Genomic DNA, 11,076 nt, shown 5'->3' with positions numbered 1-11,076 from the left:
AAACTCTGTCTTACGCTAACGTAGATTGCCGAGGTGACGCAAGTGACCTGAACTGGAACGGGGGTTCACATTTGCCAAAGCTTGTGAAATTTCGCCATCAGAACACGGTACATCTGATCTGGAACCGGCGTTCTGTTTGCGGTAGATTGAATCTGTGGTCCCGTGGCTCAACTGGATAGAGCAGCCCCCTCCTAAGGGGCAGGTTGCTGGTTCGAACCCAGCCGGGATCACCATATAAAAATATGGCCTTAGATGTCTTGGGGCGCGGTGATTTTACTCAGCGAGATGAAGCTTGGAACAAAGCGCCTCTTGGCGGACAGGACTTTCGAAATTTCCTACCATTTTAGCAGAGTCGGTTCGCAGTAAGGTCGGCGTCTTGAGTGAATAGACTTGTTGCTGTCTGGTTCCGCTTGCAGTTCTCGTTTGCGTTGCATTTCAGTTCAAATGCGAGAGCGCTGCAGAAGCCTGTCTCTGGGTCGGTAATCCTCCCTAAAATTAGTGGTGTTCAAAAGTAGAATTTTCTCGGCAAGATAACTGAGGAGATTTACGATGAAGAATGGACGATATAGCGACGCGCAGATCATGGCGATCCTGAAGCAGGCGGAGGGCGGCGTGCCAGTTTCTGAGCTGTGCCGTGAGCATGGCATGAGCAGCGCCAGCTTCTACAAATGGCGGGCCAAGTTTGGCGGGATGGACGCGTCATTGATGTCAGAGATGAAGGACATGGCCGACGAGAACCGTCGCCTGAAGCGCATGTATGCCGAGATGAGCATGCAGAACGATCTGCTGAAGGAAGCTCTTGGAAAAAAGCGCTGAGGCCGTCTCAGCGAAGAGAGATGGCCATGAACGCAGTCGCACAACATGGGGTCAGTATCGCATTGGCTTGCCGCGCGTTTCAGATCAGCGAGACGTGCTTTCGATATAGCCCTGTTCTGAGCGATGAGAATGAAGAGCTCGCTGACTGGTTGGAACGCCTGACAGCCAACAAGCGTAGTTGGGGCTTTGGCCTATGCTTCTTATACCTGCGCAACGTGCAGGGTTACGGCTGGAACCACAAACGCGTCTACCGGATCTACTGCGAGTTGGAGCTGAACCTACGGATTAAGCCCAAGAAACGCTTGAAGCGGGACAAACCCGAACCACTGGCCGTGCCTGACAGGCCAAATGAGACGTGGTCGATGGACTTCATGGCAGATCAGCTCGCGGATGGTCGATCAATCCGAACACTGAACGTCCTGGATGACTTCAACCGCGAGGGCCTGTGCATCGAGGTAGACTTTTCGCTGCCAGCGGAGCGCGTTGTGCGCAGCCTGAACCAGATCATTGAATGGCGAGGTCAGCCGCAGACAATTCGTGTCGACAACGGCCCGGAATATGTCAGTGGCAAGCTCATGGAATGGGCTGAGAAACGCAACATCCGGCTTGAATACATCCAGCCGGGCAAGCCCCAGCAAAACGCGTATATTGAACGCTACAATCGCACCGTTCGCGGCGAGTGGCTTGGGCAATATATCTTTGAAACGATTGAGGAGGCACAAGACCAGGCGACTGAATGGCTCTGGACTTACAACAATGAGCGACCCAATATGGGTATCGGCGGCATGACACCCGCCATGAAACTGAAAACAGCCGCCTGAATTCTACGGCTGGGCCCCATTAAAAATGGGGGGATTACCGCAGGACCACGCGGTATTGAGTGAATGGCTGGCCACAGAACATTCGATAACCATCGGTGAGGCAGAAGACCATTCCATTCATTGCGCTGGGCATAAGACAACGATGGACCTAAGTATCTATCCTAGCCTCAAAATGAATTTGGTTCGCGCCACTTACTGTAGCAAATTTTCTAGTTCGAGCCTCCTTAAGCGGCTCTCTGCTAGGATTTCCTTAGCATATCCTATACTCATACCTACCTCTTGGTTTTCGTTGGACTCAAATCTTTCGTAAATGGTCGGTTGATTGGTGTTTTTGACTGGGAAATCCGTTTCCTCTATGGGAGTTTGGCTTGTGTCTAGTCCACTGGCCTGGGATGGGCTTGAAAGTCCAAGCTCTAGGAGACGATCTTTTAGTAATCTTTGAGTTTCAGGGCGAAGGTCGTAAAATAGTTGTTCTGGCACCGATGACCAAATCTCAAGAAATGTTCTATCATTTCCTTTCAGGGTAGCATCATGAAGAAGGGACTCGTAATGCTCTGGTTTTTTTAAGCTATCAACCTCTTCGACAAGATTTAGTGCATCAAGAAACATATTACCTCCGAGCAAGGCAAAGAACTTTTTATTATACAGCATGCCGAGTAGCGAGGTGTCGGTTTCTTGAAATATCAGAGAGTCCAATGTGGCCATATCAAACTCAGATACTTCCTCTTCTAGGCGCAATTTAGCGTCAATGACTTTTATGAAGTCGCCGCTTTCTAATATAGCCTGACCATTTTTCACCTCTTTTAGAAGGGTGTTCACATCGTCAGTTTCATCTAGATATATTTTGTTAGAGATCTTTTCTATCTTCAGGCCGAGGTTTTCACCCAAATTTAATCTATCCACATTTTCGAGTATAGCTGGAACTGCGCTTGGATTATCTGAGTGTCTTAAGTTTTCTAAAAGCCGCCTATAAGTAAGTTTTCTCAAGCTTGGAGGAAGTTCATTAAAATATAGAAGGGATTGTTTCAATTTTGCTCTCGAAACTTCAACGGCTCCGGTACTTCCAAGAATGCTCCAAAATACCAGATCAGGAACGCATTCAGAGCTCTCCTCGATTACACTAAACTCATTAGATGTGCCATATTCCAGAATATCTGAGATCGCAGAAAGTATTTTAATTTCTATAGATTCTCTTTTTATTAAGCTCAGAATTTGGTTTGCTTCGGCACCCATTCCCAGAGAGATTAGCTCTCTAGCGTGATGGATCGCCCTGTCAATATCGATATCGCCCGCGTCGTTTGTAAGGTCGGCAACCCCTTCGAATGGACGAATCGCTGCACCGGTCTTAGTGTTCATCTTAAAGGAGAGGTGCCTAGCGTCGTGGCACTCCATAGTTTCTACATCAGGCTTCCCCAATTCCAAGAGTGCCTCAGTGAAGTTAGGTAGAAGTATGTTATTATTTTCAACGCCAAGATTTCGAGGCAGAATCTCATATGATTTATTTATTGGCTCGACGTTTGAATTTACTAGATTCATTGTGATCTCTGAGTTTAATATTTTTGTGGTGCCGAGGTGACCCAGGTTTTTAGTTAAGCGGTCTTGAAAATCTGTTAGGTTCAACTTTGAATAGATTTTAAAAATGTTTTCATTATTCGATGCATTTTCACTGCTCGTTTTGGTCACTTCAAGCGGCTTGCTAGGGGGGGCGAGCGGCGAAATCTCTAAGATTTGACCGTCTATTTCGGATCCAAATTCAGAAATGTCTATAACGATATTTCGGCCGGAGTCTAGAAACGTTGATATCTGACATTCGCAGGCAATGCCAATTTCAAGAGTGTCTTTTTCATTTTCTATTATGTTTATCCGATTTTTTCCAATCCGATCAAATGCTGACCTGGTTTCGAAGCCATCTCCATTGTTTTCTACGCTAACGACTATTCTGGTGGCCTCCCTCCTCGCCGTCCAGCTTACCCCATCTTCAGCCAAAATTACGAGTCGCGTGAATGACTCGTGGTCCCCGGTTGAACAGGGAAGGGGGCTGACGCCGCATACATTGAGGACATTGTTATAATAATCATCGCGAGGCCAAGGCAAAAGCGCATCACCCGGCCCCCTGCTTTAATGCCTTGATTGCTTCTTCAAGTTCGGAGAACGTCGGCCTGCAGTGTGAAGGGGTATTCTGACGCCCAACTTCGATGCAAATATTTGTGGCATGATTATGTAGATTGGCGACAAGAACTTCTCTTATCAGGTTGTAGAAGTGCCCATCTTCTTTGGTAACATCTGCAACCTTTGCGGCAAAGGGACCCACCAGACCATAAGCTAGGAACACTCCTAAAAAGGTTCCGACTAGGGCACCGCCAATAAGCTTCCCCAAAATCTCGGGGGGCTGATCAATTGAAGCCATAGTCTTAATTACTCCCAAAACCGCAGCTACGATTCCCAATGCTGGTAGTCCATCGGCAATTGTTTGGAGGGCATGGCTGGAGTGCAAAGAATGCTCAAGATTTGCCTCCATACGCTTTTCTAGTACCTCTTCAACCTGATGGGGGTCATCATAGTTCATTGATGCAGAGCGCATGGTATCACATATCATTGCAATTGCCTCCGCATCGGTCAAAATCTTCGGGTATTTCGAAAATATTGTTGATTCCATGGGGTTTTCAATATGAGGCTCAATTTCAATAGGATTTTGCCTTGCTAGCCGGACCAGTTCAAAAAGCAGACACAATAGGTCACGATAATCTTCGTGTTTCCATTTCGGACCCTTAAAGACTTTTCCGACATCTTTTAATGTGTGCTTAACAGCCGGAAGATCATTGCTTATCAGAAACGCCCCGGCAGCAGCACCTCCAATCATAGTAAATTCAAACGGGAGGGACTTTAGAATGATCCCCATCTTTCCACCAGCTGCAAGGTAACCACCAAAGACCATGACGAAGATAGTAATAATGCCGACGATACCAATCATTAGGGCCTCGAATGTCTATGAACTTTAAAGGATGATCGCATTAGATCATTAATATGCGATGTCAGATATCAACTCTTTGGAGCGTTTGCATTTCTGCCTGCGAGAAGGACACTGATTGAATAGGCAAATTCAGGAGGTAGACCTGCCATCACATTCGCAGCAGCATCAGGTCTCATTCGACTTAGAAAACCCGCTGCGAAGTCCGGTTCCATCGCTTCAAAAAGCGCAGCAGCATCTTTCGGTTTCATGTTTTCATAAACAGCGGTCAACTTTGATAAATCACCTTCAGCAGCGCCATCAGTTATTGAAATCGTTTTGCGCAGGTTTTCTTCAGCTTTTTTAAGTTCAGCCAGTTTGATGCTTACCTCAGCGGTCGCAGCTTCTAGGTTGGCTTCACGTTTGTTTTGTTCAGCTTCCCTGGCGTTTAGTTGAGCCTCTTTAGTCTGAAGGGTGTCCAGCATCTTTGCGAGACGCTCTCGTTCCGCTGGCGTGCTGAAGGTGTCAACGTCAGAATACCTGTCATATTCTTCGTCCTTATCAGTCTCTGTTGCCAAGGTTGCTTGCGCGATTGCACTGTCCGCACCGATGAAAACTCTTAAGGCGGCGGATCCTAAAAACAGGAGGGTGATCAAGGATAAGGTACTTACACCATGGCTCTTCGGTTTCATTTTGGTGACGTTCATCCCGCCTTCCTTTCTTTTTGATGACGCACGAACATCGGTTCCACAGTGTTGGTTTTGTGAGGGAGTGGCTGTTGTGTGGGCTCCGGACTGGCATTGGGTTCTGTTTTTGCAGCTGGATCAGGCGGTGTAGGCAAATCATGAAGCGACGCGATCTGAAGTTCGATCCGGCGAGAGCTTTCTTCGGCCTTAACCGTGAGATCCATCAAGCTTTCCGCAGATTGTGCAGCCGTTTTTTGAGCGGCTGAGAGTGTCTTGGTAAGGTCATCGACGCGGGACGATAACACAGCGACTGCACCACCAACCCCTTTTTCCAGGTCGCTGAAGCGTTTTAGCCGCCGTGACAAGACAAAGCAGTAAATTGCTGCGCCAAATGCGCCAGCGGCAAGTAAAATATCTGATATAAGTCCCATTTCGACTCCCTCAGGTGAAAACAAATTCCATGATAAGCAAGTCTTTGACCCGATCGGGGCCAACGACAACTTCGATACGGTGGAGCATCTGAGAGCGCAGCCGAACGAGAATAGCCGGGCTCTCCAGATCCTCGACTTTCACCGCCCTGAGATACCCGTTCAGGACGTCTGTCACCCTAGGCAGCAGTTTTTCGACGTCCGCGACATATCTTGAAGGTACTTCCATTTGTGCGCGAAAGCGGAGATGTTTTGATTGGGCCGGTTGTCGGAGCGAAATGACAAGTGGGTCGATCGGGACATAAACGAAGTCACCAATCGGCGCGGGGCCGTCTGTTTCGGCAACGTCGGTTTCGGGCTTATCTCCCATGATCAGGCCGCTCCAACTTAGATAGAAACCACCGCCACCGCCCACGAGTGCCAAAACGAGGCTCAGGATCAATGGCATCTTCGATTTCTTCGGGGAAGCCTCTGCGGTATCTTCTGGTGTGTCTGTCATGGTTCTCCATCCGTGCTGATGGAAACGGTATAACCATGATTGCACTAACCGATTATTAAGTCTGATAGGTCATTTGTTCTACATGAGCTGGGCAGAATGCCCGGCTGAATGGAGGCAATTGTGCAGCAATTTCTGAACATTTGGGCAGGACTAACCTTTCGCAGACAATTGACGATTGTTGCTGCGACCTTGGCGATGTTTTTTGGCGTGCTTGCGATGTCCAAAATGGTCGCTTCACCTACGCTGACGCTTCTCTACGCCGGGTTGGAAAGTGGCGCGGCAGGTGATGTCGTCAGGGCGCTTGAACAAAGGGGTGTTGTCTATGAGGTGCGCGGCGGGTCGATTTTTGTCGATGCGAAAGCACGTGATGAACTTCGGCTGACATTGGCGAGCGAGGGGCTCCCGGCAAACGGGAACCGTGGCTATGAACTTTTAGACAACCTTACAGGGTTTGGCACGACGTCCCAGATGTTCGATGCTGCATATTGGCGCGCGAAAGAGGGCGAGTTGGCAAGAACAATCGTCGCAAACCCCCAGATTTCGATGGCTCGGGTTCACATCGCCGGTACGGGATCGAATCCCTTTCAGAGGGGCGTCGTTCCAAAGGCTTCGGTCTCACTTACGCCGAATGGTGGCGAGATTTCCGCTGCAGAAGCAAAGGCGGTCCGGTTTCTTGTGGCGTCGGCTGTTGCCGGGCTTTCCCCTGATGATGTCGCCGTGATCGACGCAAATGGGAGCCTTATCGGGTCGAGCGACGACGCCATGCCCACATCGCAAGGGGATGATAAAGCGGAAATGTTCAAGGAGAAGGTCCAGCGGATTCTCGAGGCACGTGTCGGGCTTGGAAATGCCATTGTCGAAGTTAGCGTAGACACCGAAACCGAAAGTGAATCGGTCCGGGAGCGGCGGTTTGACCCCGAAGGCCGTGTTGCCATCAGCACCGATACCGAAGAGCGCAGCAATTCGTCTTCTGATGCGGGGAGCGGCGACGTGACAGTCGCAAGCAACCTACCAAGCAATAATGGTCAGCCGGGGGGCGACAGCTCGTCCTCGTCCAATAGCGAGACGAGGGAGCGTGTTAATTATGAGGTGTCTGAAACCGAGCGGGAAATCGTGCGCGCGCCGGGAGCTGTGAAGAGGATCACTGTTGCTGTTTTGATCAATGACGCAATCGCCACTGACGAAAGTGGTGTTGAGACCTCTCAACCAAGAGACGACACCGAGTTGGAGGCTTTGCGTGAATTGGTGTCTTCTGCTGTTGGCTTTGATGCTGAGCGAGGGGATATCATCACGATCAAATCAATGGCGCTTCAGTCGATCCCGCCCATGGGTACGCAGGCGAGTACGTCAATCGTTGATCGTTCAACCTGGATTTGATGTCCGCAATTCAGATGGCAGTGCTGGGTCTGGTGACAATCATACTGGGTCTTTTTGTTGTGAGGCCCCTTCTATCGCGACAGGCACTCCCTAATGCCAGTGGCGGATTTCCTGCGCTGACATCTGATCCGAACAGCGAGCAAACCGACCAGCAGGTCCGTGATATGAATTCAGGTTTTGGCACGCAAAGCTTGGGGCAATCAGAAATTCTGGACTCAGATGAAGGGTTTCAGGGGGGAATGGAGCCTGGTTCATTTCTTCCCATGATGGGAGGCGGGCAGGATACTCAAGTCGACCGCTTGCGCGGCATGATCGGGGACAAACAGGAAGAAACAATTGAAATTTTGCGTAGTTGGCTTGAGGAGAAAGAGGAAAATGCGTGATGTCACTTGCACATAGATACAGTGAATTCAGTTCAGCGGGATCAGATGTATTCGAGCCAGACGCGAAATCAACTGATGCAAATGCTGATGAGAAGCTTGAATCCTTCGAAAACGGTTACCAGGCCGGCTGGCAAGACGCAGTGGAAGCGCTTGAAGCTGAGCAAAGAAAAATTTCTGCTGATTTCGCACAAAATCTTCAAGATATGACGTTCACCTATCAAGAAGCGCGCGGAAAGCTTTTGACATCCCTCAAGCCAGTTCTTGAGGCCATAATGTTGAAATTGCTGCCCGGGACTCTGAGCGCATCACTAAGGGCTCATTTGATTGAACAAATTCACGACTTATTGGCTGAATCCACTGAAAATGCGATCGAATTCATTGTGTCACCCAAAAATGTAGCGTTCTTGGAGACCTTGTTGAAGCAACAACCGGCCGTCCCTTTCCTTCTGAAGGCGGAAGAGACCCTAAGTGAGGGGCAGATCTTTCTCAAAGTTGATCAAGCGGAACGGTATATCGACATGGATGAGCTTGGAAAAAATATCCTCAATTTACTCGACTCGTTTTTTCAGCAATCTGTAGAGGTTCCAAACAATGGATGATCCTGTTTCTGTAAGCCGCGCCGCAGCTGATAAGACAAACCCTTTCACCTCCGTTCCAATTGAGGTGTCAGTTTGCGTCGGAAAAGCGCGTCCTCTCATAAGGGACCTGGTCGCATTGGGAGAGAACGCAGTCCTGACGCTTGACCGGCGCGTTGACGACCCGGTTGAACTATACGTTGGAGATCGCCTGATCGCGCGCGGGGTCCTCGAAGAGCAAGAAGAAGGAGGATCAGATCAGCTCGTCGTGAGATTGACGGAAGTTGTCGATATGCAATCCGTCCTATGATCCGCAACCTCCGTGCCCTGAGCACCCTTGCTGCGCTGCTGGTTTTCTTACCCGGCTTTCCGCTTGCTCAAGAGGTTTCAATCGATCTTGGGGATCAAGGGGCGCTGTCTGCGCGCACCATCCAACTATTTGTTCTAATTACAGTTCTCAGCTTGGCACCGGGAATTGCAGTTATGGTGACGTGTTTCCCATTTTTGGTTACGGTGCTGTCAATTCTCAGGCAGGCGATCGGGCTTCAGCAGTCACCACCCAATATGTTGATTGTCAGTCTGGCCCTTTTCCTGACCTATTTCATCATGGAGCCGGTATTTACCGCAGCTTGGGAAAATGGTCTGGAGCCACTGGCCAATGAGCAGATTGATGTCGAAACTGCGTTTGCTCAGGCGATGGAACCGTTCCGCCAGTTTATGGTTGGCAGGCTGGACCCAGCTACCTTTACGGCTATGGCAGAACTCAGGCCTGATACAGCTGGCCTGGCTTTGGACCTTGACGCACCTCTCTCGGTCTTGGTTCCCAGTTTCATGTTGTCTGAAATAACACGCGCGTTCCAGATCGGATTTCTCGTCTACCTGCCGTTCCTGATCATCGATTTGGTTGTAGCGGCCATACTGATGTCGATGGGTATGATGATGGTCCCACCCGCTGTGGTCTCGCTACCTTTCAAGCTCGCCTTCTTTGTCGTTGCTGACGGTTGGAGCTTGATCGCAGGCAGTCTCGTTAGAAGTTATTTCTAAGGGATATCGATCCCATTTTATCGAGGCTTCTGGACCGCTTTCTTCTCTTCGAGTTTTTAGTGTGGCTCAGGCTCAGATCCTTGGTCATTAGTGATGCACTTCCCGTGAACAAAGCAAAGCCTTGGAGGGCAACACGTTCGGGTGTGATCGCAACATCGCTTTTTGCAAACCTGCTACAGGGGTCTTAGAGTAAGTCAGTTCGTGAGAAAGAGGCCCCTCAGCCAACGCCTTATTTGTGCAATAGGCCTTGCCGCGTTAACCCTGAGGGCAAAAAAGGCCATTACCCTAAAGTAGCTTGATTTGTCTGAAAAATATTGCAGTTGGACCAGGCCAAATTCCATATCTAATGGCAACAATACCAGCGCTAAGAGCCGCAGGTAGAAGGTGACTAATCGCTAAAACCATCGAAAAATTTTCGATCGTCTGCATCGGTAGAAGAAAAAAATACAGAAGCAAGCCAGAAAGAAAAGCTAGATTGAAGGCATCGGGTATGACCTTCATCCCCTTCAAGATCAAAATGTCCTCATAGGTTCCGAACACGGCCTTGGAGGAATATCTGGCGACGCACCAAAGCAGTACGCTCAGGAAAATTGGTTGAGAGCTTTCAAACACTGGTGCCAATAATTTTCCAGTGGCCAAAGTACCAATCGCAATACCAGATCCAATAAAAAAAATGGCAAGATTAAGCCGTGCCGCCAAAATGGTGATGCTTTTTACGGTGGTGGACTTTTGGAAAATATCGGAGCTATTTTCAAGGATATTCCCAAACATGGAAAGGCTGAGAGCGATATTAAAAGCAAGCCCTCTTGCAATGAGAAAAACCGCTACGCTTTCTATGTCAAACAAAAATGGCACGATGATCAAATCAAAGTTTCGACAGGTCAGCTCAAGTGGATTTTGGAAGGAAATCAATGGTGGAAAGGTTTCATTCTTCGAAATCCTTTGGGGTTTCTTATGCCCTCTGCGGAGGATAAATAAGAAAATCGATATTATGACAACGCCAACCGCCAGTTTGATGAAGGCCTGGCCCAAGTCGAAGCCTGACCCTAGTGGCAATGGAATGAACAATAGCGTATAAATTACAAACCGTGGCTGAAGGGCGCGGCGTGAGATACTATAGATGAACAGACCGCTCGATTTTATGTAAACAAGAGATACTGTGATAAGCGTGAAAGTCTGAATGGAGAACTGAAATTCCCGAAAGGCCGAAACCACGCCCCAGAAGTTTGATAACAAGGTCAAAGCAAGAAACGAAGTGGTTATCCAGAAAAGATTCGTGCCAAAATCCTCGGCTTTTGCCGGGTTTTTCACATGTGGTTTCTCACTGCACCAAAGAGCAAGCGAAATACAGATGGATGATGAAGCTTCAGAAAGGCAAAGGATCAGCAGGACGATGCCAGCTTCTTTTAGGCCGACTTCAAATATAAGGTAAAAAGAAAGGACTAGAAATCCGGCACCATTCAAAGCTTTGGGCAAGTTGTGCCGCCATCCCGACCCACT

10 protein-coding genes, 1 tRNA gene and 1 pseudogene are annotated in these 11,076 nt (G+C 48.9%); 6 read left to right on the top strand and 6 right to left on the bottom strand.

The genetic code is table 11. From position 1 onward, the window contains the following. Positions 1 to 156: 156 nt before the first annotated feature. Together RGAI101_RS11450 and RGAI101_RS11440 are read left to right on the top strand one after the other, a co-directional pair. Positions 157 to 233 (top strand) — tRNA-Arg (locus tag RGAI101_RS11450). Positions 234 to 549: 316 nt separating this feature from the next. Beyond that, positions 550 to 1,637, top strand: a protein-coding gene (locus tag RGAI101_RS11440; RefSeq protein WP_085980061.1) for an IS3 family transposase whose coding sequence is annotated in 2 segments (ribosomal slippage) — positions 550 to 811 and positions 811 to 1,637 — 1,089 coding nt in all. Because the reading frame shifts where the segments join, the coding sequence is not laid out codon by codon here. A gap of 192 nt (positions 1,638 to 1,829) precedes the next feature. Here RGAI101_RS11440 and RGAI101_RS11435 read toward each other — a convergent pair. The 5 genes from RGAI101_RS11435 to RGAI101_RS11415 all read right to left on the bottom strand — a co-directional run bounded on the left by RGAI101_RS11435 (position 1,830) and on the right by RGAI101_RS11415 (position 6,197). Then, the gene (locus tag RGAI101_RS11435; protein ID WP_157044676.1) at positions 1,830 to 3,623 is read right to left on the bottom strand and encodes a hypothetical protein; all 1,794 of its coding nucleotides are present in this window, start codon (positions 3,621 to 3,623) and stop codon (positions 1,830 to 1,832) included. Positions 3,624 to 3,738: 115 nt separating this feature from the next. Next, positions 3,739 to 4,608, bottom strand: coding sequence for a flagellar motor stator protein MotA (gene motA, locus RGAI101_RS11430; RefSeq protein WP_008229108.1), 870 nt, complete (start codon positions 4,606 to 4,608; stop codon positions 3,739 to 3,741). A gap of 68 nt (positions 4,609 to 4,676) precedes the next feature. Beyond that, positions 4,677 to 5,291: a MotE family protein gene (locus tag RGAI101_RS11425; protein ID WP_008226984.1), complete on the bottom strand. Its 615-nt coding sequence runs from the start codon at positions 5,289 to 5,291 to the stop codon at positions 4,677 to 4,679. Then, on the bottom strand, positions 5,288 to 5,701 hold the full coding sequence (locus tag RGAI101_RS11420; protein ID WP_050763204.1) for a hypothetical protein: 414 nt from the start codon (positions 5,699 to 5,701) through the stop codon (positions 5,288 to 5,290). The genes RGAI101_RS11425 and RGAI101_RS11420 overlap by 4 nt, the downstream gene beginning before the upstream one ends. A gap of 10 nt (positions 5,702 to 5,711) precedes the next feature. After that, on the bottom strand, positions 5,712 to 6,197 hold the full coding sequence (locus RGAI101_RS11415; RefSeq protein WP_008225529.1) for a flagellar basal body-associated FliL family protein: 486 nt from the start codon (positions 6,195 to 6,197) through the stop codon (positions 5,712 to 5,714). A gap of 120 nt (positions 6,198 to 6,317) precedes the next feature. Between RGAI101_RS11415 and fliF the strand changes: the two are divergent. From fliF to fliP, 4 genes and pseudogenes are all read left to right on the top strand, one after another. Next, a pseudogene (gene fliF / locus RGAI101_RS11410) lies at positions 6,318 to 7,957 on the top strand (flagellar basal-body MS-ring/collar protein FliF). Further along, on the top strand, positions 7,957 to 8,556 hold the full coding sequence (locus RGAI101_RS11405) for a hypothetical protein (protein ID WP_008227909.1): 600 nt from the start codon (positions 7,957 to 7,959) through the stop codon (positions 8,554 to 8,556). The pseudogene fliF and the gene RGAI101_RS11405 overlap by 1 nt, the downstream one beginning before the upstream one ends. Continuing rightward, the gene (locus RGAI101_RS11400) at positions 8,549 to 8,842 is read left to right on the top strand and encodes a FliM/FliN family flagellar motor switch protein (protein WP_037228060.1); all 294 of its coding nucleotides are present in this window, start codon (positions 8,549 to 8,551) and stop codon (positions 8,840 to 8,842) included. The genes RGAI101_RS11405 and RGAI101_RS11400 overlap by 8 nt, the downstream gene beginning before the upstream one ends. Further along, on the top strand, positions 8,839 to 9,576 hold the full coding sequence (fliP, locus tag RGAI101_RS11395) for a flagellar type III secretion system pore protein FliP (RefSeq protein ID WP_008226991.1): 738 nt from the start codon (positions 8,839 to 8,841) through the stop codon (positions 9,574 to 9,576). The genes RGAI101_RS11400 and fliP overlap by 4 nt, the downstream gene beginning before the upstream one ends. 285 nt (positions 9,577 to 9,861) lie before the next feature. Here fliP and RGAI101_RS11390 read toward each other — a convergent pair whose 3' ends face one another. Beyond that, on the bottom strand, positions 9,862 to 11,052 hold the full coding sequence (locus RGAI101_RS11390) for a hypothetical protein (RefSeq protein WP_037228057.1): 1,191 nt from the start codon (positions 11,050 to 11,052) through the stop codon (positions 9,862 to 9,864). Between the last annotated feature and the right edge of the window lie 24 nt (positions 11,053 to 11,076).

This window comes from Roseobacter sp. GAI101, assembly GCF_000156335.1.
Taxonomy (GTDB): Bacteria; Pseudomonadota; Alphaproteobacteria; order Rhodobacterales; family Rhodobacteraceae; genus Sulfitobacter.
The sequence above is the reverse complement of the archived record's forward strand: the minus strand, read 5'-3'. Positions and strand labels throughout refer to the sequence as shown.

Bases quoted from the DNA above. Each gene is read 5' to 3' on its own strand.
- motA (WP_008229108.1), bottom strand. From the start codon at position 4,608: ATGATTGGTATCGTCGGCATTATTACTATCTTCGTCATGGTCTTTGGT.
- RGAI101_RS11425 (WP_008226984.1), bottom strand. From the start codon at position 5,291: ATGAACGTCACCAAAATGAAACCGAAGAGCCATGGTGTAAGTACCTTA.
- RGAI101_RS11420 (WP_050763204.1), bottom strand. From the start codon at position 5,701: ATGGGACTTATATCAGATATTTTACTTGCCGCTGGCGCATTTGGCGCA.
- RGAI101_RS11415 (WP_008225529.1), bottom strand. From the start codon at position 6,197: ATGACAGACACACCAGAAGATACCGCAGAGGCTTCCCCGAAGAAATCG.
- RGAI101_RS11405 (WP_008227909.1), top strand. From the start codon at position 7,957: ATGTCACTTGCACATAGATACAGTGAATTCAGTTCAGCGGGATCAGAT.
- RGAI101_RS11400 (WP_037228060.1), top strand. From the start codon at position 8,549: ATGGATGATCCTGTTTCTGTAAGCCGCGCCGCAGCTGATAAGACAAAC.
- fliP (WP_008226991.1), top strand. From the start codon at position 8,839: ATGATCCGCAACCTCCGTGCCCTGAGCACCCTTGCTGCGCTGCTGGTT.